This window comes from Paenibacillus xylanexedens, from assembly GCF_001908275.1.
Classification (GTDB): Bacteria; Bacillota; Bacilli; order Paenibacillales; family Paenibacillaceae; genus Paenibacillus; species Paenibacillus xylanexedens_A.
The window spans coordinates 5414089-5435563 of record NZ_CP018620.1 but is presented as its reverse complement, the minus strand read 5'-3'; the positions used below and the strand labels follow the sequence as shown (position 1 = coordinate 5435563).

The 21475-nt window shown below is 48.2% G+C and carries 20 protein-coding genes; 19 read left to right on the top strand and 1 reads right to left on the bottom strand.

Annotated features, from left to right (window positions below; all coding sequences use genetic code 11):
* The first annotated feature begins 7 nt into the window (after nt 1–7).
* From BS614_RS23710 to spoVM, 16 genes are all read left to right on the top strand, one after another.
* Nucleotides 8–907 (top strand): YicC/YloC family endoribonuclease, encoded by a 900-nt coding sequence (locus BS614_RS23710; protein WP_074095765.1) that lies wholly within the window; start codon nt 8–10, stop codon nt 905–907.
* Nucleotides 908–958: 51 nt separating this feature from the next.
* Nucleotides 959–1219 carry an extracellular matrix/biofilm regulator RemA gene (gene remA / locus BS614_RS23705; RefSeq protein ID WP_006209218.1) on the top strand — a complete coding sequence of 87 codons (261 nt, stop codon included), beginning with the start codon at nt 959–961 and terminating at the stop codon, nt 1217–1219.
* A 13-nt stretch (nt 1220–1232) separates the two neighbouring features.
* Complete coding sequence (gene gmk, locus BS614_RS23700) at nt 1233–1805, top strand: guanylate kinase (protein ID WP_017687445.1); 573 nt, start codon at nt 1233–1235, stop codon at nt 1803–1805.
* A gap of 157 nt (nt 1806–1962) precedes the next feature.
* Entirely contained in the window at nt 1963–2175 is a 213-nt protein-coding gene (gene rpoZ, locus BS614_RS23695; RefSeq protein ID WP_036614619.1) for a DNA-directed RNA polymerase subunit omega, read from the top strand.
* Between the two features lie 138 nt (nt 2176–2313).
* A complete protein-coding gene (coaBC, locus tag BS614_RS23690) occupies nt 2314–3549 on the top strand; it encodes a bifunctional phosphopantothenoylcysteine decarboxylase/phosphopantothenate--cysteine ligase CoaBC (RefSeq protein WP_074095764.1) in 1236 nt (411 codons plus the stop codon).
* Nucleotides 3550–3552: 3 nt separating this feature from the next.
* Entirely contained in the window at nt 3553–6102 is a 2550-nt protein-coding gene (priA, locus tag BS614_RS23685) for a primosomal protein N' (protein ID WP_074095763.1), read from the top strand.
* A 115-nt stretch (nt 6103–6217) separates the two neighbouring features.
* Complete coding sequence (gene def / locus BS614_RS23680; protein WP_017687449.1) at nt 6218–6706, top strand: peptide deformylase; 489 nt, start codon at nt 6218–6220, stop codon at nt 6704–6706.
* A gap of 12 nt (nt 6707–6718) precedes the next feature.
* On the top strand, nt 6719–7672 hold the full coding sequence (gene fmt / locus BS614_RS23675; protein WP_074095762.1) for a methionyl-tRNA formyltransferase: 954 nt from the start codon (nt 6719–6721) through the stop codon (nt 7670–7672).
* The gene (gene rsmB, locus BS614_RS23670) at nt 7669–9147 is read left to right on the top strand and encodes a 16S rRNA (cytosine(967)-C(5))-methyltransferase RsmB (RefSeq protein ID WP_074095761.1); all 1479 of its coding nucleotides are present in this window, start codon (nt 7669–7671) and stop codon (nt 9145–9147) included. Before fmt ends, rsmB begins: the two co-directional genes overlap by 4 nt.
* A gap of 252 nt (nt 9148–9399) precedes the next feature.
* Nucleotides 9400–10440, top strand: a complete 1041-nt coding sequence (rlmN, locus tag BS614_RS23665; protein WP_036614609.1) for a dual-specificity RNA methyltransferase RlmN — start codon at nt 9400–9402, stop codon at nt 10438–10440.
* Between the two features lie 7 nt (nt 10441–10447).
* Complete coding sequence (locus tag BS614_RS23660; RefSeq protein ID WP_036614606.1) at nt 10448–11224, top strand: Stp1/IreP family PP2C-type Ser/Thr phosphatase; 777 nt, start codon at nt 10448–10450, stop codon at nt 11222–11224.
* Nucleotides 11221–13431 (top strand): Stk1 family PASTA domain-containing Ser/Thr kinase, encoded by a 2211-nt coding sequence (gene pknB, locus BS614_RS23655; protein ID WP_074095760.1) that lies wholly within the window; start codon nt 11221–11223, stop codon nt 13429–13431. Before BS614_RS23660 ends, pknB begins: the two co-directional genes overlap by 4 nt.
* 61 nt (nt 13432–13492) lie before the next feature.
* Nucleotides 13493–14401, top strand: coding sequence for a ribosome small subunit-dependent GTPase A (gene rsgA, locus BS614_RS23650; RefSeq protein WP_047843681.1), 909 nt, complete (start codon nt 13493–13495; stop codon nt 14399–14401).
* Between the two features lies 1 nt (nt 14402).
* The gene (rpe, locus tag BS614_RS23645) at nt 14403–15062 is read left to right on the top strand and encodes a ribulose-phosphate 3-epimerase (RefSeq protein ID WP_017687456.1); all 660 of its coding nucleotides are present in this window, start codon (nt 14403–14405) and stop codon (nt 15060–15062) included.
* 3 nt (nt 15063–15065) lie between these two features.
* On the top strand, nt 15066–15317 hold the full coding sequence (locus BS614_RS23640; RefSeq protein ID WP_047843680.1) for a hypothetical protein: 252 nt from the start codon (nt 15066–15068) through the stop codon (nt 15315–15317).
* Nucleotides 15318–15484: 167 nt separating this feature from the next.
* Nucleotides 15485–15565: a stage V sporulation protein SpoVM gene (gene spoVM, locus BS614_RS23635; protein WP_017687458.1), complete on the top strand. Its 81-nt coding sequence runs from the start codon at nt 15485–15487 to the stop codon at nt 15563–15565.
* A gap of 194 nt (nt 15566–15759) precedes the next feature.
* On the opposite strand, the gene rpmB is transcribed toward spoVM, so the two are convergent.
* Nucleotides 15760–15948, bottom strand: coding sequence for a 50S ribosomal protein L28 (gene rpmB / locus BS614_RS23630; protein WP_017687459.1), 189 nt, complete (start codon nt 15946–15948; stop codon nt 15760–15762).
* 637 nt (nt 15949–16585) lie between these two features.
* Between rpmB and BS614_RS23625 the strand changes: the two genes are divergently transcribed.
* The 3 genes from BS614_RS23625 (at nt 16586) to recG (ending at nt 21393) form a co-directional block, all read left to right on the top strand.
* Nucleotides 16586–18397, top strand: a complete 1812-nt coding sequence (locus tag BS614_RS23625) for a DAK2 domain-containing protein (RefSeq protein WP_074095759.1) — start codon at nt 16586–16588, stop codon at nt 18395–18397.
* Nucleotides 18398–18473: 76 nt separating this feature from the next.
* Complete coding sequence (locus BS614_RS23620) at nt 18474–19337, top strand: DegV family protein (RefSeq protein WP_074095758.1); 864 nt, start codon at nt 18474–18476, stop codon at nt 19335–19337.
* A 10-nt stretch (nt 19338–19347) separates the two neighbouring features.
* Nucleotides 19348–21393, top strand: coding sequence for an ATP-dependent DNA helicase RecG (recG, locus tag BS614_RS23615; RefSeq protein ID WP_074095757.1), 2046 nt, complete (start codon nt 19348–19350; stop codon nt 21391–21393).
* Nucleotides 21394–21475 lie beyond the last annotated feature (82 nt).

Sequence of the window (21475 nt, the reverse complement as noted above, 5' to 3'; positions counted from 1 at the left end):
GATGCCGATGTCATTCAGTATGACCGGATACGGTCAATCCGCCTTTCATTTTGGCGGCTATAAGGTACAATTAGAGATCAAATCTGTTAATCATCGTTATTGCGAAGTGATGATGCGTCTGCCAAGAGAGTGGACGTATTATGAAGACGGTTTGAGGAAGATCGTACAGAGTCGTTTGAAACGTGGGCGGATTGATGTTTATGTAATGAAAGAAAAAGAGGAAGACCAGGCTCTTCCCGCTGTTCTGAATGAACAGACGGTCAGGGCCTATCTGCAGGCTGCAGAGCAACTGGAGACCCAATATGGATTGCAGGGCAAACCAAGTATTGTGGATATGCTTGGGCTGCCGGACGTCATGGTTCATTCGGATGGGACAAGTTCCATTCCCGAAGAGCAGAAGGACGAATGGGAGCGAGTTCTGCAGGAAGGATTGAAAGAGGCTCTGTCCAGCCTTGAACAGATGCGCGCTCGCGAGGGTCTTCATCTGGCCAGTGATCTGGAACGGCGGATTTCCCGTCTGGAGTCACTGCATACCGAGATGCTTAATCTTGCACCAACTGTAGTAAGTGATTATCGCAACAAGCTAAGACAAAGGCTTACGGAAATGCAGGAAGAAGGCTCTTTCCCTTTTGATGAGCATAAATTGGGTATGGAAATTGCAATGTTTGCCGATCGTTCTAACATAGAAGAGGAGCTTACGCGTCTACAGAGTCACTTTGGACAGAGCAGGGAACTGCTGAAGAATGATGAGCCCGTAGGTCGTAAGTTGGACTTTCTAATTCAAGAGATGAATCGGGAAGTCAATACGATTGGATCAAAAGCCAACCATTTGGCTCTGGTGAATCGTGTTGTCGAGATGAAGGCGGAGCTGGAGAAGATTCGTGAGCAAGCTGCGAATATCGAATGAACGGCCACATTTCGGCAAAAGAGTCGCATGTATAGGGGGAAGAACCTGATTATGGCAATCAAACTCATTAACATTGGATTCGGTAACATCGTATCGGCGAACCGGATTATATCCATCGTGAGTCCGGAATCGGCGCCGATCAAGAGAATTATACAAGAGGCAAGAGATCGTCACATGCTGATTGATGCAACGTACGGAAGACGTACTCGTGCCGTAATTATTACGGATAGCGATCATGTCATTTTGTCTGCAGTTCAGCCTGAGACGGTCGCCCATCGTCTTTCTTCGAAAGATGATGATAACGACGAATAAAATGGAGTGTAATATGTCTAAGGGATTACTGGTAGTGTTGTCCGGCCCATCTGGGGTCGGGAAGGGTACTGTATGCAGCGCTTTGCGCAAACGGGTGCCGGAATTGATCTATTCTGTATCGGCGACAACCCGTCAGCCTCGTCTTGGTGAAGAACATGGTGTGAACTATTTCTTCAGAAGTCATGAAGAGTTCCAGAACATGATTGCTGAAGATCAATTGTTGGAACATGCGGAGTATGTTGGTAATTATTACGGAACACCGCGTGATTTTGTAGAGAAAACGATTAACGAAGGCCGCGACATCATTCTGGAGATTGAGGTTCAAGGCGCGTTAAAAGTGAAAGAGAAATTCCCGGAAGGGATCTTTGTTTTCCTGCTTCCTCCTTCATTGGACGAGCTGAAAGATCGCATTCAGGGCCGTGGTACCGAAAGCCAAGCGACCATTGATCACCGGATGTCCGTGGCGGTTGATGAGATCAGTCTGCTGGAGCAGTATGATTACGCTGTTGTTAATGATGAAATTGATTTGGCGTGCAAGAGAATAGAAAGCATCATAATCGCCGAACATTGTAAGATCAATAAATAATCCCTTTTGCCGCTGCAGAATGCGATATAAGTGGGGCAGTTGTCATATCATATACTGAAGCACTCCTTCTCGGAATGCCCGGGTGTGAAGACATGCCACATCAGTTCTGTCAGGCGGCAACTTGTGATTATACTAATGCGAAGAGGTGTTTGTTAATATGCTGTATCCTTCTATTGATGAAATGATGAACAAAGTCGACAGCAAGTATTCCCTTGTTGTTGCTGCTTCCCGCCGGGCTAGACAGCTACGTGAAGGTGAAAAAACGGATTTAAGAGGTGCGAGATCCCATAAGCAAGTTGGCGTTGCACTGGAAGAAATCTATGGAGACCTGCTCGTTGTCATCAAAGGACAGGACGAAGAAGAAGAGTAAGCCGCCTGCGGCTGCTCTTCAACTGCATACGGCGCAAGCCGGATTAATTGACAACCGCGAGGTTGTTATTTTTTTACGAATAAGCATATTTTAACGGAATCTTACTTAGACGTCGTATAAATATCGGGGGAAATAAACATGTTGAACGGTAAAAAAATCGTGCTTGGTGTGACTGGCGGCATAGCCGCTTACAAAGCGGCAACATTATGCAGCAGACTGGTGCAAAAGGGAGCGGATGTTCATGTGATCATGACAGCTTCTGCTACACAGTTTATTACCGAATTGACGCTGCAAACGTTGACCCGAAACACCGTATATACCGATACATTTGATGAGCGTGAACCAGCAGTCGTATCTCATATTCATCTGGCCGATCTGGCGGATCTTGTTCTGGTTGCTCCGGCAACAGCCAATGTCATTGCCAAGATGGCGCATGGCATGGCAGATGATATGCTCTCAACGACTCTTCTTGCCACGACAGCCCCTGTCATGATTGCTCCAGCGATGAATGTACATATGTATGATCATCCAGCTGTAAAGCATAATATGAACCTGCTTGTTGAACGGGGCGCCATGATGATTGAACCGGGTGAAGGTCTGCTTGCGTGTGGATATGTGGGCAAGGGACGTCTGGAAGAACCGGAGAGCATTGTGGATGTGGTAGAACGTTTCTTTGAACAGCGAGAGTCTGCAGGCATTAGTCGGCAGGGACAAGCTCCATTGTTACAAGGCAAGAAGGTTGTTGTTACGGCTGGAGGTACGATTGAGCGCATTGATCCAGTACGATACATTACGAACGATTCATCTGGCAAAATGGGATTTGCCATAGCCGCAGCTGCGCGTGATCTGGGGGCAGATGTGAAATTGGTTATGGGCAGTACCCAATCCAAGCCACCGGAGAACGTGGAGTTGATCCCTGTACAGTCTGCACAGGATATGTATGAAGCGGTAACACGCGAGTGGGACGATGCTGATATCGTGGTTAAGGCGGCGGCAGTTGCCGATTATCGTCCAAAGGAAGTTTATACCGAGAAGATCAAGAAGAAAGGCGACACGCTGTCGCTCGAACTTATTAAAAATATAGATATTCTTGAAACACTGGGCAAACAGAAAACCCATCAGTTTTTGATTGGTTTTGCTGCGGAGACTCAGTCAGTTGAGATGTATGCACGTGAGAAATTGGAACGGAAAAACTGTGATCTGATCGTAGCCAATGATGTAACCCGCACGGGTGCAGGATTTGGAACAGACACCAACGCGGTACATATCTATGACCGGGAAGGTTTGGTGGAGGAGCTTCCAGTGATGGCCAAGGACGATGTGGCTCATCGGTTGCTCCGGATTGCGGCGGAGCGCATTGCCGGGAGGAATTAGGATATGGAGATTGCCAAGGTCATAGTCGATGTTCCCGTGAAGGAAACAGATCGGCCGTTTGATTACCTGGTACCTGAATCGATGAGAGAATGGATCGAGATTGGCAGCCGGGTGGGTGTGCCTTTTGGTCATCGGACGGTGCAGGGATTCGTGATTGATCTTGTGCCGCGTACCGGAGAGGAAACATTCAAGCTTAAGCAGATTCAGGAGTTACTGGACATTGTTCCCCCGTTGTCAAAGGATTTGGTTGAGTTGGCCGAATGGATGAGTGGACGTTATGCCAGTAACCGGATTTTGTCATTGCAGGTCATGGTGCCGACGGCATTGAAAGGGAAAGCAGAGCGATACATCTCGCTGGGAGATGCACTTGATGGACAGATGGCGGGAGCACAACCGGATGATGAGATGTTATTTGTTTGGGGAGAAGAGTCTACGACCGAGAAAGTACAGCAGGATATCATCCGCTTTGTCAAAAGTCGGGGTCAGGTACCGCTGCAACAACTGAGTCGAAAATATCCCAATCATGCTGCACTAATTAAGAAATTATTGCTTGGTGGCGTGCTGCTGGAAAGTCAGGCCATCAAGGACAAGTTAAATAAAAAAACGATGAAGTCCGTTGATCTGGCTGTAGATATTGCTGCTGCTCAGGAAGCACTTGCTTCATTCCCGGCGAAAGCACAGCGGCAGAAGGAGATTCTGGCTTTTTTGCTGGAAATGAAAGAACTGCTGCCCATGCCGATGAAAGAAGTGTTATCTACACTACAGGTATCGGCTGCGACGATTAAAGGGCTTGAGGAAAAGGGATTAATCGTAACCGAGGACGTTGAGGTCTTTCGTGACCCTTACCAGGGCAGGAAGTTTAAAGCGACTGAACCGCTGGTTCTGACTGAAGAGCAAAAACTTGTCTACGACAATATCAATGGCCGATTGCAGGAACAACGCCATGGAGTGTTTTTGTTACATGGTGTTACGGGAAGTGGCAAGACGGAAGTCTATCTTCAAACCATTCAACAATGCATCGAGCAGGATCGGCAGGCTATCGTTCTGGTGCCCGAGATTGCACTCACACCACAGATGGTAGAGCGCTTCAAAGGGCGCTTCGGTGACCAAGTTGCTGTTATGCACAGTCGTCTGTCTGGCGGTGAACGTTATGATGAATGGCGCAAGATTCGTGAGGGTCAGGTGAAGGTTGCGATTGGGGCGCGTTCAGCCGTATTTGCTCCATTCAGTCGGCTTGGGTTGATTATTATGGATGAAGAACACGAGACTTCCTACAAACAGGAGGAAACTCCGAAATATCATGCTCGTGATGTGGCGGTAAAAAGAGCACAGCAGCACCAGGCCGTGGTTGTTCTGGGTTCAGCGACACCTTCGCTGGAAAGTTATTACGCGGCACGCTCGCAGAGTAATGATGATTTTGCACCACTCTTGCTGGAGATGCCAACACGGGCACTGGGGAACAAACTACCCGAAGTGCGGATCGTTGACATGCGTGAAGAGTTGAAGGATGGCAACCGCTCCATGTTCAGCAGGGCTTTGCACAAAGGGCTGGAGGAGCGCTTGGAACGTGGTGAACAGACGGTGCTTCTGCTGAATCGCCGTGGATATTCGACCTTTGTCATGTGCCGAAGTTGTGGATATGTGGCAGGTTGTCCCGAATGTGATATTTCATTGACGTACCATCAGCGCTCGAATAATCTCCGTTGTCATTACTGCGGGTATGCGGAAGCGGCTCCGGAGGTGTGTCCGGATTGTGGAAGTGAGCATATTCGATACTTTGGTACAGGTACACAGCGAGTCGAGGAAGAGCTTGCCAAGCTCTTTCCGGGTATTCGGGTCATACGAATGGATGTGGATACAACAACGGAAAAAGGGGCTCACGAGAAGCTGCTGAAACAGTTTCGTGAGAAAAAGGCGGATGTATTGCTGGGCACCCAGATGGTTGCGAAGGGACTTGATTTCCCTGATGTGACTCTGGTTGGCGTGATAACAGCGGATTCAGCATTGAATTTGCCTGATTTTCGTGCTGCCGAAAAAACGTTTCAGTTACTAACTCAGGTAGCAGGCCGAGCGGGTCGGCACCAATTGCCTGGTGAAGTGTTTGTTCAGTCCTATACGCCGGAGCACTACTCCATTGGCCATGCGAGTCAGCATGACTATGTGTCGTTTGTACGTGAGGAATTGCTGCACCGTCGCAATTTGCAATATCCGCCATACTGTCGCCTGATTCTGGTGACCTTTTCGCATGAGCAACTTCCGGTATTGATTCGTCTTGCCGAGAACTATACGCGAATACTGAAAGAGAAGGCTAATGCGGCTGGATGGCTCGGCAGTCTGGATCGATTCAGCAATGATGCCTTTGATGTACTGGGGCCGGTAGCGTCTCCGATTCCTCGGATCAAGAATAGATACAGATTCCAATGTATGATAAAATGGCGGGGGGATGTAGACGCCATAGGACTCGCTCTGGCTACGGCCCGGCGCATGGACGATGATGTTCAGGCGCAAAAATTGCTTATTAGTCTGGATGTAGACCCGCAAATGTTAATGTAAGCATTTTGCAGCAATGCGGATGTAAACAAGCGGTATAAACATAGATTAAAATGAATACCCCAAAATACAGATATCGTCCTGAAATTATGATGAGGATTAGGAAGGTGCTTACAACATGTCGATTCGCATTATCGTGCAAGAACCAGATGAGGTGCTCCACAAGAGAGCCAAAGAAGTAACCAAAATTACACCAAATGTACAAAAATTGCTGGATGATATGGCTGATACCATGTACGATGCAGAAGGTGTGGGTCTTGCTGCGCCGCAGGTCGGTATTTTGAAACGTCTGATTGTTATCGACGCAGGTGATGAGCAAGGGCTGATCAAGATGATTAACCCGGAGATCATTGCGAGTGAGGGAGAACAATTTGGACCGGAAGGTTGTCTGAGTATCCCTGGAATTAATGGTGATGTTCGCCGTTTCGAGACCGTTACGGTTAAAGGTCTGGATCGTGAAGGTAAAGAGCTGATTATTACGGGTAGTGGCTTGCTGTCCCGTGCATTCCAGCATGAGATTGATCATCTGGATGGCGTACTCTTTACGGATGTCGCCGAGAAAGTGTACGAAATTGCAGCCGATCAAACGGGACCGCGTCGTAATTAAGGAGTGATCGATTTGAATATTGTTTTTATGGGAACACCTGAATTTGCAGTTCCTTCTCTCGATATGCTGATGGCAGAGGGATACAATGTGGTGGGTGTGGTGACTCAGCCTGACAAACCACAAGGACGCAAAAAAGTACTTACGCCAACACCGGTTAAGGCCGCGGCAGAACGCCACGGTCTGCCGGTGTTTCAACCTGTTAAATTGCGTGATCCGGAAGCGGTAGCCCGCTTGGCTGAATGGAAGCCGGATCTGATCGTAACCGCGGCCTTTGGACAGATTCTGCCCAAAGCCGTGCTGGATATGCCTGTTCGCGGTTGTGTGAACGTGCACGGCTCTCTTTTACCGAAATATCGGGGAGGAGCCCCGATCCAACGTTCCATTATTAACGGAGAATCCGTGACAGGAGTCACATTGATGTATATGGCTGAAGGCTTGGACACCGGAGATATGATTTCGCGTGTGGAACTGCCAATTACGGATGAAGATACATCAGGATCGATGTTTGATAAATTAAGTGAGGCTGGTTCCAAACTGCTTCAGGCAGAAATGCCACGATTGATTGCAGGCGAGACAACGGCGGTCCCTCAGGATGATGCCGAGGCTTCGTATGCTCGCAATCTGACTCGGGATGACGAGAAAATGGACTGGAGTCGTACTTCACGTGAACTGTTCAATCAGATTCGTGGTCTTGTGCCGTTCTCCGGTGCATTTACGATGTGGGATGATCAGGTCTTCAAAGTCTGGGCAACGGCTAACCCCGATCAGGTGGATCTGGCAACTTCTTCGGATGCTGGACAAGCAGAGCCGGGAACCGTGCTGCAATTGAACAAGGCAGGGATTGAAGTTCGCACTGGGGATGGGTCTCTGTGGTTGACTGAAGTGCAACCTGCAGGCAAAAAGGTGATGCAGGCCGCTGACTTTGCTCGCGGTGGTACACTGAAACCTGGAACGGTGCTGCGATGAGCGGTAACATACCAGGTCGTTCGTCAGGAAAAGGCCAGAAAGCTAATGGGAATTCATCCGGACGTGAAGGAAACCGTCGTCCGAATTCGGGTAAATCGGGTGGTGCATCGCGCTCCCAGCAACCCAAAACATCTGCTCGTACATTGGCAGTCAAGGTTCTGAGTGCTGTTGAGCAAGATGGAGCATACAGTAATCTGGAGTTGAACCGCCGTCTGAAAGAGGCGGATTTAAGCCCCGCAGATGCTGGACTAGCTACCGAATTGGTGTATGGAACAATCGCGAGATTGAATACACTTGATTATTTTCTGGAACGTTACGTCGCCAAAGGAGTATCCAAACTGCAACCATGGGTTCGTAGCCTGCTGCGGATCAGCGTATATCAGATGATATACCTGGATCGTATTCCGGAGCATGCCGTGGTGAGCGAAGCGGTTAATCTGGCGAAGAAACTGGGCCATCAGGGAATCTCGGGTATGGTGAATGGAGTGCTCCGCAATATGATCCGCAATCGGGATGAACTTCGTATTCCAGAACATCTGCCCGTTGCAGAACGTATTTCACTGGAGCATTCCCACCCGTTATGGATGGTTGAACGCTGGATTGCCCAGTACGGCGAAGAGACAGCGGAAGCGATCTGTCGTGCGAATAATGAGCCGCCAGCGGTGAGTGTCCGGGTCAACACAACAATGACCACACGGGAGAAACTGATGCATGAGATGACCCGTACAGGTGCAGTCGTTGAAGCTTCTCAGCTGAGTTCCGATGGAATTCTTGTACGTAGTGGCGGAAACATGGCTCTAACGTCCTGGTATCGGGACGGGTTGTTCTCTGTACAGGACGAAAGTTCCATGCTTGTCGCTGAAGCAGTTGCGCCAGAAGTAGACCAACTTGTATTGGATTGCTGCGCAGCTCCAGGTGGTAAAACAGCTCACATGGCTGAGAAAATGCAGGATCGCGGTCGTATTGTCGCGAATGATGTACATGCTCACAAGCGCCAACTGATTCTGGATCAGGCGGAGCGTCTCGGTCTGACTTGTATCGATGCTGTAACTGGAGATGCGCTAGACCTGAATGAACGGTATCCGGAAGCGTCGTTTGACCGCATTTTGCTGGATGCACCATGTTCAGGTCTGGGTGTTATTCGCCGCAAGCCTGATGTGAAATGGACCAAAACCATAAAAGATATCGAAGATATCGCAGGCTTGCAGCGTGAATTGCTTGATCATGTTGCGCCGTTGTTAAAACCAGGTGGTATTCTGGTGTATAGCACGTGTACGATTGAGCCTGCTGAGAATGAGGATATGGTTGCAGACTTCTTGAATCGACATCCGGAATACAGCCCAGCAGAAACATCCGTCTGGTCTGAATCGGAGACAGCGAACTTGAAGGTTGTGAACGGTGGTATTCAGATTTTGCCACAATACGCTCACAGTGACGGATTTTTCATCGCACGGTTGACAAAAACAGCGGAATAACAGTTTAATAGAGCACGGAAGTATGACCGCCGAGGGGAACTTCGGCGGATTTCTTTGTGATGGGACTTCGATATAATTGTCAGAGAATGTGATGACAGGGTGCGATGGCGGCATTGAGATGTTATAATGCATGAAGTACAGATATCAAGGGTATACATGGATGTAACGTGGTCTTTGTGATAGAATAGGACGAATGGAACGAAAAGAAGGAAGCCAACGAAAAGAAAAGAAGGAATAGGTGTTGACAACAAAATGAAACCTTTTATATATGATTATTCTCTGGAACAACTGCAGCAATGGGCTGTGGAGAATGGGGAGCCGGCGTTTCGCGGTGGCCAAATCTTTGACTGGATTTATGTAAAACGCGTGAATGATTTCAGTGAAATGACCAATCTGTCCAAGCCGTTGCGTGAAAAGCTGACAGAGCAATTTGAATTTGTAACGCTTAAGGAAATTACCAAGTTTGAATCCAAGGATGGAACGGTTAAATTCCTCTTTGGTCTTCATGATGATCATGCCATTGAGACAGTAATCATGAAGCATAACTACGGGAACAGCATCTGTGTAACCACACAGGTTGGTTGTCGTATTGGTTGTACGTTCTGTGCATCCACCTTGGGTGGTCTCAAGCGTAACCTTACGGCTGGGGAGATTGTTGCCCAGGTTGTGCAGGCTCAGAAAATTCTGGATGAACGAGGCGAGCGTGTCAGCAGCATCGTGATCATGGGTTCGGGTGAACCTTTCGAAAACTATGAAGCTACGATGACTTTCCTGCGCATTATGATTCATGAAAAAGGGCTGAACATCGGTCAGCGTCACATCACGGTATCCACGAGCGGAATCGTTCCGAACATCTACAAGTTTGCAGATGAAGATACACAGATTAACCTCGCCATTTCGATCCATGCACCAAATGATGCGTTGCGTTCGAAATTGATGCCGGTTAACCGGCGTTTTCCTTTTGAAGATGTGATGGAGTCCCTTCGTTATTATTTGGCCAAAACAGGTCGGAGAATTACGTTCGAGTATGCACTTATTGGTGGGGTAAACGACCAGCCAGAGCATGCAGCAGAACTGGCAAGTGTGCTTAAGAACATGTTGTGCCACGTGAATCTGATTCCGGTTAACCATGTACCTGAACGCAAATACGTAAGAACATCGAGAAGCGACATTTTCAATTTTCAGAAGATTCTCTCGGAACAGGGTGTTAATGTAACCATTCGTCGTGAACAGGGACATGATATTGCTGCCGCTTGCGGTCAGCTTCGTGCAAAGCATATGGAGTTGAGGTGAGAACGTTTTGATCAAAACAGTTCATGTGAGCCATATCGGACGAGTGCGTTCGGTGAATGAAGATTCAGCCTGGATTCGTAATCTCGATACAGGATATATTCTGGGTATTGTTGCCGATGGCATGGGTGGACATCTTGCAGGGGATACGGCAAGCCGCTTGGCAGTAGAGACGTTGGTGAAAGATCTGGGAACACTGGAACCAGGTCTGTCACATGCGTCTCTGTCTGCGGCTCTCAGCGATGCTATTTTGCATGCCAACGAAGTTATCTTCCGCACGGCATCAACAGATGACAAGTATCACAACATGGGAACAACGGTGGTTGCGGCTTTATTGAACGATACGGAAGGTGTTATTGGACACATCGGTGATAGCAGAGCCTACAAAATTGCGAACAAAGCTGTGATCCAGCTAACCGAGGACCATACACTGGTGAATGAATTGTTCAAAAATGGTCAGATTAGCAAAGAGGATGTGTCCCATCATCCACGTCGCAACGTACTAACTCGTGCGCTTGGAACAGATGCCGAGGTGAAGGTAGATCTGGATACCGTCAAGCTGGAGGAAGGCGAAGTTCTTCTCCTGTGCAGTGATGGTCTCAGTAACCTGGTCAGCAATGAGCAGATTATTCAGGTTGCTGGCAATCTGGAACTGGCATTGGAAGATCGTGCAGACCGACTGCTTCAGTTGGCTTTACTTGCTGGGGGAGACGACAACATCACGGTTGCATTGTTCGAGTTGCAGAGGGAAGGTTCCGTGGATACGGAAACGGGGTGTGAGTCATGATTGGGCACCAGCTAGGCGGACGCTATGAAGTGATTGAGCGTGTCGGCGGTGGCGGCATGGCTCTTGTGTACAAAGCCCAGGATCTTCTGTTGAACCGGAATGTAGCGATCAAAGTCCTTAGACAACAGTTTGTGCATGACGAAGAGTTTATTCGCCGTTTCCGCAGGGAAGCACAGTCGGCAGCATCGCTGTCTCATCCGAATGTAGTTAGCATTTATGACGTGGGGCAGGAAGATGACGTTCATTATATTGTCATGGAGTACGTGGAAGGCAAAAACTTGAATGAAATTATTAAAGAACGCGCCCCTCTGCAGGTGGACGAATCGGTGCGAATCGCTTCCCAGATTGCAGATGCTCTTGATCATGCACATCATAATCAAATCATTCATCGGGATATCAAACCCCACAATATATTAATTGGCCGGAATGGCCGTGTGAAAGTAACGGATTTCGGGATTGCCCGTGCGGTTACATCTACAACGATTACGCAGACGGGTTCCGTAGTTGGTTCTGTACATTATTTCTCACCGGAGCATGCCAAAGGCATCGTTACTGGTGAAAAATCGGACTTATATTCTCTTGGGATCGTACTTTACCAAATGCTTACCGGGCAACTTCCGTTTCTGGGTGAAAGTCCAATCAGTGTGGCATTGAAGCATTTGCAGGAAGAGTTCGATGAACCACGCAAATTCAATCCATTGATTCCGCAAAGTGTGGAAAATGTCATCTTAAAATCCATGCGTAAAAATCCGCAGGAACGTTATCAGTCGGCCAAAGAAATGCAGACCGATCTGGAAACTTGCCTGATGCCGGAGAGACGTAATGAAACGAAGATTGATTTTCCGGATGAGGATGATATAGACCAGACTCGCGTAATGCCAGCGATCAAGCCTGAACCGCGTGGAGTTACATCCACGGGTGCGGTGCCAGTGATGGAGTCTAACGAAGAAACTGGCAAGGGTAAGGCAAAATCCAAGAGCTGGAAGAAGCCAGCACTACTCATTTCATTAACCGTTCTTATTCTAATCGCCATGGTGGGCGTTGTATGGTATGTCAAGGGTATGCTGGTTGTACCTGAAGTAACCGTGCCTAACGTGATCACCCAGACAGAAGAAAAAGCTCGGGAAATGCTTGAGGAGAAAGGACTCGTCGTCAGTGATGAGGTCATCCGTCTGTACCAGGAAGGTGTCGAACCCGGTATCGTCTATGAACAGAGCAGAAAAGAAGGCGATGTTGTCAAAGAAGGATCCGAGGTCCAGATCAGTGTTGGTGCAGAAAAAGAACTTTTGAAGATGATTGATGTCAAACAAGTAACTTATGATGAGGCTGTCAAGAAGCTGACTGCGCTTGGTATTAAGGAAGATCAGATTCAGCGGAAAGAAGAGTTCTCCAATGATGTGGCTTCAGGTTCTGTTATTTCCCAGACACCGGGTGTGAATGAGGAATTTGATCCTGCTATAGTTCAGATTGAGTTGACCGTAAGCAAAGGTACTGAAACGGTCAAAATGCCTGATCTGAAAAATCTTACCCGCAGTGAAGCCGAAGAAAAACTGAAATCTGCTGGACTTGTGCTTGCTCAGGTACAGGAAGAATCAAGTTATACGGTGGACCAGGGCAAAGTGACGCAGCAATGGCCTGTGGAAGCGGGCACAGAGGTGAGTCCTGGTGATAAGATTACAATCTTTATCAGTACAGGGTATCCGCCCGAAGCGCTGGAATATCCTTTTAATATCAATGTTTCACCCAAAGAAGAGGGCAAAAACAGTAAAATCCGTATCACGTATGAAGACGCACGTGGCAAGAATCAGGAATGGGGAACCCGCACTGTGAACTCAACCCAAACCTTGACCATTCCACTTGTGCTAGCTCCAAATGAAAATGGGGCTGTGTCTGTATATCGTGATGGGCAGTTCCTGGATACGTATCTTGTCTCCTACAGTGAAGCCAAAAACGGAACAGTGAATGTACCTTCCATTGACCCGGAACAAACCACGGAGACGCCGCCAGAAAATGAGCCTGATCCAGGTGAAGGTAGCGTTGATGAGGGAAGTGTTGATCCCAATCAGGAAGGTGAACCTGAGTCCACACCGGCAGACGGTGAGGGTGACAGCGTAGATGAGGACACTTCTGCCATGAATAATGGTAAGGGGCACGGCAAGGAAAAAGAGAAGAAAAAGGAAGTCGTTAACGCATCAAGCCGTCCATAAGGGCGGCTTATGCTGGCGTCTGGAGTAAATGTACCACCATCTAAAGGAGGGCGTCGGAGCTATGCCAGAAGGTATCATCGTTAAAGCGCTAAGCGGTTACTATTATGTCATGCCAGTGGAAGACAACGGGGTTCCTTCGGTTGAAGGTTCCGCCGTTCAATGTCGAGCCAGAGGTATCTTCAGAAAGCGGGGAACGTCACCGCTTGTAGGTGATCGCGTCAGCTACATGTTGACTGAGAACGGAGAAGGAACGGTTGATGAAATTCGGAAGCGTGAGACGGAACTTATCCGTCCTCCTGTAGCGAATGTAAGTTTGGCTGTTCTCGTGTTCTCTGTGAAGGAACCGGATATGAACCTGAACCTGTTGGACAAGTTCCTTGTTCACATCGAGCAGGCGGGGCTGGATGCACTCATTGTGTTGACCAAACTGGATTTGGCTGATCCATCCAAAGACACTGTTGCTGAAGTGAAAGCATTGTATGAACAGGTTGGTTATGAAGTGATCTCCACAAGTTCACGTACCGGTGAAGGAAGTGAATTGCTCAGAGATCGTCTGGCTGGTAAGATCAGCGTATTCTCCGGACAATCCGGTGTAGGCAAGTCTTCGATGTTAAATGCATTGATGCCGGGCCTGACGCTGGAGACAAATGCAATCAGCATGCGACTAGGACGAGGGAAACACACCACTAGGCACGTGGAACTTATTCCGTTGGATAATGGTGGATTTGTTGCGGATACGCCAGGATTCAGCCAACTGGACTTTCTGGAGATCGGTGTGGAGGAACTCTCCACTTGTTTCCGCGAATTCGCCCAGTTTGCAGATCAGTGCAAATTCCGAGGTTGTACCCATACACATGAACCAGGCTGTCGTGTGCTTGCGGCGAAGGAGGAAGGTCTGATCTCCGAAAGCCGATATCAGCACTATGTGCTGTTCCTGACCGAAATGAAAGATAAGAAGCGGAGGTATTAACATGATTAAAATTGCCCCATCGATATTATCAGCTGACTTTGCCCGCCTTGGTGCGGAAGTTGCAGAAGCCCAAGCTGCAGGAGGAGACTGGATTCATGTTGACGTTATGGACGGTCATTTCGTCCCTAATATTACGCTTGGACCTGCGATTGTGAAAGCAATCGCTCCACATACAAGCTTACCGCTCGATGTGCATTTGATGATTGAGAATCCGGAGCGTTATGTTGAGGAATTTGCCAAAGCGGGTGCAGCGGTAATTACCGTTCATGCTGAGGCTTGTGTGCATTTGCACCGCGTTATTCATTTAATTAAGGAGCAAGGAGTGAAGGCAGGAGTTGCCCTTAATCCAGGAACGCCAGCGTCTGCCATTCTCGAAGTTCTGGATGATGTGGACATGGTTCTTGTTATGACGGTCAATCCTGGCTTTGGTGGACAGGCTTTCATCTCGGGTACCATGAACAAAATCAAGCAGATTCGTACCTGGTTGAACGAAAAGGGACGCCATGATGTACATATCGAAGTAGATGGCGGAATTGCTGCCGATACAGCCCCGCTTGTGGTGGAAGCTGGAGCAGATGTGCTCGTTGCTGGGAGTGCCGTATTTGGACGTGAGGATCGTGCTGCCGCGATTACTGAAATTCGCCGTAGCTACGGAGGCTGATCTATGACCCTCAAGGAGACACTGTGGACGATGGCTGCGAGTCTCGTGACGGGACTTGTGCTTGCTTTGTTTGCGGTTATTCAATCCCCGTTTAATGCTATTACGTCATTAATCGGGGTAGGCGTTGTTATTATGTATTTCCGCAAATTTGATCGTACGGGACATCGGGTTACTTTTGTCATTTTCGGCATACTGTATTATTTACTGAGTGTTTTCATGATCGCTGCCTATCAATATATTCCTGCCCAAACGTAAATGACCTGATCTTCGGGCTTGTCATTGTGGAATAGGGATCGAAGGTTCCGCATAAATATGGTTACATGAGCAGGTTTCTCATGTAGCCTTTTTTGTCGTGTTTGAGGTAAAGAAGGCCTGAAGCATAGGATACGGCGGACGCATGAGCATGATGGGGAGGGTGAATTATGAAATTTTACACATTCAAACTGCCGAAGTTTTTGGGAGGGTTTGTAAAGGCGATTCTTAATACGTTTCAAAAGCACTGATCCGATTGATAAGGTAACAGGGAATACCGCCGCTTTGGCTCAGGCTTATCTGGAATTCGTACCTGCGAAGCGCCATGCGGCGGCCATTCACATGTTAATGAGCGTATTCAAGAATCCCTTTTTTGAATACCAAAAAAGCACCTGCAAGGAACAAGGTGCTTTTTGCTTACCCGATTTATAGTAGCTTTGCGTGATTATACGCGAGTCACTTTACCGGCTTTCAGTGCACGGGTGCTTACGTATACACGTTTTGGTTTGCCGTCAACGAGAATGCGGACCTTCTGAACGTTTACGCCCCAAGTACGACGGTTACGGTTGTTAGCGTGGGATACGTGGTTACCGGTGCCCGGTTTCTTACCTGTCACATAACATTTGCGAGACATAGATTACACCTCCTATCCTAAAATAACCAGTTGCCTTCAGAAACGAAAAGTCATTCCATAAGGACTAAATTGTTCTTCCTGATCATAAAGATCAGGTTTCAGTAGCTAATGGCGTTGTTTAAGCCGGCATGAACCGGATCATTTCCATTACTTAACCTGCATAAAACAATACTTGAATATAATATCATAATTAAAAAAGCTTCGTCAACTGATCCAAAAACTTTATTTATTTCTCCTGTCTAATATAGTACAATGTTGAGTAGTCCATAATACAGTGGTGAACAGGCTGTTGCCGCGAGGAAGTCGGAGAATAAACCGTACTTAGAGGTCGGTGGTCTGCTTTTTGGCAACGCTGTGAGCTGCGGCATTCCATCATTGGCACCAGTCTCCATGCGGCATTCATGCCGGCTCTTGATACCGGTGCATATCCGTATGCCCCGAAGTTAGGGGTGCAGAGAGTGCAGGATATTGGTAGCCCGGCCGCCCAGACCGTTAATCCGGCTGACATGTTGTATTGTATGCCTGTGCCGGACAAGGTATGGACGAAGAATAACGCAGTCCGCGTTAGCGCATGAACAGACCAGACACATCTTGGTGCAAGGTGTTCGTGTATCAAGCTAGGAAGGGGAATTCTCACTTGAGTATACGTTCTTTAAATGGAACAGATTTCACCGCAATGGTACTTGCCGGAGCGGAACAACTTGGACAGCATGCAGAGCACGTCAATTCCCTGAATGTTTTCCCTGTGCCGGATGGTGACACGGGAACGAACATGAATTTGACAATGAGTGCAGGAGTCGCAGAGATTAAAAGAAAAAGTTCTGCCTCCATCGGCGAAGCTGCCGGTATTCTATCGAAAGGCCTGCTTATGGGCGCACGGGGGAATTCAGGAGTTATTCTGTCGCAATTGTTCCGTGGTTTTAGTCGTTCAGCTGCTCCCTATGAGGAACTGAATACGCTCCAATTTGCAGCAGCCCTGCAGAACGGTGTTGACGCAGCTTACAAAGCAGTCGTAAAGCCCGTTGAAGGGACCATTCTTACCGTAGCCAAGGAAGCGGCGAAACATGCCAACTACTACGCAAGACGGACGAATGATATTACTGAATTAATGAATGAAGTTTTGTTAAAAGCAAAAGAAGCACTGGCAATGACTCCGGAATTACTGCCTGTACTGAAACAGGTTGGTGTTGTGGATTCAGGTGGTCAGGGGCTTGTATATATCTACGAGGGCTTTATGGAAGTATTGCTGCAAAGTGACGGAGGGAGTCGTACTTCACTGAACAAAGAAGTAACCCCATCCGTGGCAGCATCTGCTTTGAAACCGGCTGCACCGACAGAAGTGGATATCAAGAAGCCTGCACAGCAGCAGGTGATTGCACCAGAGATGCCATTGTCTGCTCAGGCGAGACTGGAAACGGAAGATATTGAATTCCTGTATGATATGGAATTCTTCATTAATCGTGAGCTTGGAGAGAACGCAGGAGTGGCATTTGATGACGAAGCATTCCGGAAAGCGTTGTCAGTTAATGGGGATTCGATCATCATCATTGCCGATGATGAAGTCATCAAAGTTCATGTCCATTCCAAGACACCAGGCGATGTATTAAACTTGGCGCTGCATTATGGTGAGATTACACAGATTCATATTCTCAATATGCGTGAACAGCATCGGGATCTCCTGACAGCAGGCATGGACATTGCTCCATCACCTGAATTGTTTGCAGACATTCCACCTGAGGCAGCGCGCAGTATGGAAGAGGCTGTGCTTCCAGCAGATGAGATGGCACCGTATGGTTTTATTGCGGTATCCTCCGGTGACGGTATTGCAGAGATTTTCCAAAGTCTTGGCGTTGATGTTGTTCTGTCCGGTGGACAGACGATGAATCCGAGTACTGAGGATTTTGTGAAAGCCGTTCGTTCCATTGCTGCGGAGCAGGTATTTATACTCCCGAATAACTCGAATATTGTACTGGCTGCGGAGCAGGCTCGTGAATTGCTTGAAGATGAGCGCCGGATTACGGTTATTCCAAGCAAGACCATTCCACAGGGGATGGCTGCTGCCTTTGCTTTCCAGGAAGATGAGTCTGCGGAAACAAACCGTGATCAAATGTTGGAGGCCATCAGCCGGGTACAGTCCGGTCAAGTGACTCATGCGGTTCGTGATACGCAATATGATGAATTAGATATTAAGGCGGGGCACTATATAGGTATTCATAACTCCAAAATTGTAGCGACGGATGAAACCATGCTTCAAGCATGTGAAGGTCTGCTCAAACAGATGATGGAGAGTGGAGATGAAGTGGTGACGATCCTTGAAGGGGACGAAGCTGACCCTGAGGTTACTGCTGCCCTCGCTGCATGGCTTGAAGTACAGTATCCTGATGCTGAGGTAGAGGTACATCTTGGAGGACAGCCTGTGTATTATTATTTGTTCTCCGTAGAGTCCTAATAAAGGTTGTTCAAAAAGTCTCTGGTTGACTTTTTGAACATGTACTTATAGCACTCTAGCGAAGAGGAGGAGAGTCATGAGCCACAAGGTTGCGATTGTAACAGACAGTACGGCGGATATTCCCGAAGAACTCATTCGCAAATACGGGATTCACATTGTTCCGCTGCGCCTTCTGTTCGGTGAAGAGACCTATGCAGATGGCGTTGATCTGACTTCGGAACAGTTCTACGAAAAGTTGAAGAAGGTATCGGTGTTGCCTACAACTTCACAGCCATCTCCAACCGATTTCATGAATGTGTACCAAGCATTGCTTGATGAGAACCCGGAACGCCCGATTGTATCGATCCACCTGTCATCCGGCATGAGTGGTACCTATCAATCGGCCATGCTTGGCAAGTCTTTGCTGGAGCGTGAGGGTGACATCACCGTGCTGGATTCGAAGTCAGCATCGTATGGATACGGTCTAATGGTGGTACAGGCTGCTGAACTTGCCGAACAGGGCAAGTCAGCAGTCGAAATCGCTGCTGCTATTGAAGGGATGCAAAAATCTCGTAAATTGTTCTTTCTCGTGGATACCCTTGAGTATCTGCAAAAAGGCGGCCGGATTGGCAAAGCTTCAGCCATCTTGGGAACGTTGCTTAACATTAAGCCGATCCTGTCTATTGATGAAGAAGGCGTTATCTACGCAGTTGAGAAAGTCAGAGGTCATAAAAAAGCAATGGCACGCATTATTGAGCTGTTCCAGAAGGATCTTGCAGGCAAACGGGTGAACCTGGCGGTAGGTCATACCGCTGACCCGGGATCAGCGATCGCTTGTGCAGAGCAGCTGCGTGGTCATTTTACACTGAATGAAGTGGTCTATACCAATATTGGAGCCGTTGTAGGCAGCCATGTTGGACCTGGTGTCATTGCGATCTTTATGTGGCCTGTTCCGGAATGAGGGATTAGACATGAAATTGGAAGAAATATCAGTTAAGCAAATTAACGGCGTGAGTGCTCTCAAAGAGGGAGAGCTTCACGCCTTTGGCATCTCTACTGTTAAAGACCTGCTTGAATATTATCCGTTCCGTTACGAGGATTATCGTCTGCGTTCACTTAGTGAAGTGAAGGATGGGGACAAGATTACGGTCCAGGGACAGGTGATGGGTATTCCTGTATTACAGCGATACGGTAAAAAGTCTCGTCTCACCTGTAAGATCATGACGGAAGAGTGGATGATTACAGCCACCTGGTTCAATCGCCATTTCCTCAAAGAACAGCTTACCCCCAATCGGGAGATTGTGATTACGGGAAAATGGGAACAAAAACGCATGCAGATGACAGTGACTGACTCGGAGTTCCCCGATAAAGGCGATGGGCGTTCAGGTACACTTCAACCTGTATATTCGGTAACCGGCAAGCTGACGCAACAATGGATGCGGAAAACGATCAATCAGGGATTAATCCAATTCGGAGATATGATTCCTGAGATTTTGCCTCAGTCCTTGATGAAGAAATACAGCTTGATGCCACGCAAGCAGGCGATTGCAGGAATTCATCGTCCACAGGACAACCGGGAAGGTCAACAGGCTAGACAGCGGATGGTGTATGAGGAGCTGTTTCTGTTCCAGTTGAAAATGCAGGCGTATCGCGCGCTCAACCGGAATCGCATGGATGGTGTGGTGCATACCACGGACAATACGACAATCCGTGAGTTTGTACGCAGTTTACCTTTTGAATTAACAGATGCTCAGAAAAAGGTGGAGCTTGAAATTCTGCGTGATATGCGTTCGCCCTATGCAATGAACCGGTTATTGCAGGGTGATGTCGGATCGGGTAAAACGGTTATTGCAGCAATTGCGCTATACACGACTGTTCGATCTGGGTTCCAAGGGGCTCTGATGGTGCCTACAGAGATTCTGGCGGAGCAGCATATGCGGTCACTGCAAAAGCTGTTTGAACCGTTTGGGGTAACCGTAGGGCTGTTAACGGGCAGTGTAAATGGACGCAAACGTAAAGATCTGATCGCCTCGTTGCAAATGGGCATGATTGATATCGTGGTGGGTACACACGCCCTGATTCAGGAAGATGTTTTCTTCCGTGATCTGGGTCTTGTGGTGACGGACGAGCAGCATCGCTTCGGGGTGAATCAGCGCAGCGTTTTACGACGCAAAGGATATAATCCGGATGTGTTAACGATGACGGCTACGCCAATTCCGCGGACACTTGCGATTACGGCTTTTGGGGATATTGAAGTATCCACGATCTCGGAACGTCCGAAGGGACGGATTCCCATCTCTACGTATTGGGTTAAGCACGATATGATGGAGCGGGTGCTCGGGTTTATCTCCAGAGAAGTGGATCAGGGCCGTCAGGCCTATCTAATCTGTCCGCTTATTGAAGAGTCGGAGAAACTGGATGTGCAGAATGCCATTGATCTGCATGTGCAGATGCAGCAGAACTTTCCGAAATATCGTGTAGGTCTGCTGCATGGACGGATGACGGCTGCGGAGAAAGAAGAGATGATGCGGGACTTCTATAGCAATGATATTCAGTTGCTTGTCTCCACCACCGTTGTCGAGGTCGGGGTCGATGTGCCAAATGCCACGTTGATGGTCATTATGGACGCGGACCGTTTCGGTCTCTCCCAGCTGCATCAGCTTCGTGGTCGGGTCGGTCGTGGTGCGCATGCTTCCTATTGTGTACTCATTGCTGATCCCAAGACGGAGGTTGGACAGGAACGCATGAAGGTCATGACGGAAACGGAGGATGGATTCGAGGTATCCCGGCGTGACCTGGATCTCCGGGGTCCGGGTGATTTCTTTGGTACCAAACAGAGCGGACTACCTGAATTCCGTCTTGCCGATATGGTTGCTGATTTTGCTGTGCTGGAACAGGCCAGAGATGACGTGACCCACTTAATTGAGGATGCGACTTTCTGGACCTCCATGGACTATGCACCTCTGCGTGATTTCCTACAGCAACAGCAAGTATTCAAGGGTGATCTGATTGACTAAAGCTTGCCATAATAGCGGGTTTTTCGTATTACCTTTGTAAAAAAAGACAAGTGTACAAGCCCTCCCGACATATGAATAAGAA

Coding starts and splice junctions, on each gene's coding strand:
- rlmN (WP_036614609.1), top strand. CDS start 9,400: ATGAAACCTTTTATATATGATTATTCTCTGGAACAACTGCAGCAATGG.
- spoVM (WP_017687458.1), top strand. CDS start 15,485: ATGAAATTTTACACATTCAAACTGCCGAAGTTTTTGGGAGGGTTTGTA.
- rsgA (WP_047843681.1), top strand. CDS start 13,493: ATGCCAGAAGGTATCATCGTTAAAGCGCTAAGCGGTTACTATTATGTC.
- def (WP_017687449.1), top strand. CDS start 6,218: ATGTCGATTCGCATTATCGTGCAAGAACCAGATGAGGTGCTCCACAAG.
- gmk (WP_017687445.1), top strand. CDS start 1,233: ATGTCTAAGGGATTACTGGTAGTGTTGTCCGGCCCATCTGGGGTCGGG.
- rpmB (WP_017687459.1), bottom strand. CDS start 15,948: ATGTCTCGCAAATGTTATGTGACAGGTAAGAAACCGGGCACCGGTAAC.
- BS614_RS23640 (WP_047843680.1), top strand. CDS start 15,066: ATGACCCTCAAGGAGACACTGTGGACGATGGCTGCGAGTCTCGTGACG.
- coaBC (WP_074095764.1), top strand. CDS start 2,314: ATGTTGAACGGTAAAAAAATCGTGCTTGGTGTGACTGGCGGCATAGCC.
- rpe (WP_017687456.1), top strand. CDS start 14,403: ATGATTAAAATTGCCCCATCGATATTATCAGCTGACTTTGCCCGCCTT.
- priA (WP_074095763.1), top strand. CDS start 3,553: ATGGAGATTGCCAAGGTCATAGTCGATGTTCCCGTGAAGGAAACAGAT.
- BS614_RS23620 (WP_074095758.1), top strand. CDS start 18,474: ATGAGCCACAAGGTTGCGATTGTAACAGACAGTACGGCGGATATTCCC.
- remA (WP_006209218.1), top strand. CDS start 959: ATGGCAATCAAACTCATTAACATTGGATTCGGTAACATCGTATCGGCG.
- BS614_RS23710 (WP_074095765.1), top strand. CDS start 8: ATGTCATTCAGTATGACCGGATACGGTCAATCCGCCTTTCATTTTGGC.
- pknB (WP_074095760.1), top strand. CDS start 11,221: ATGATTGGGCACCAGCTAGGCGGACGCTATGAAGTGATTGAGCGTGTC.
- recG (WP_074095757.1), top strand. CDS start 19,348: ATGAAATTGGAAGAAATATCAGTTAAGCAAATTAACGGCGTGAGTGCT.
- rpoZ (WP_036614619.1), top strand. CDS start 1,963: ATGCTGTATCCTTCTATTGATGAAATGATGAACAAAGTCGACAGCAAG.
- rsmB (WP_074095761.1), top strand. CDS start 7,669: ATGAGCGGTAACATACCAGGTCGTTCGTCAGGAAAAGGCCAGAAAGCT.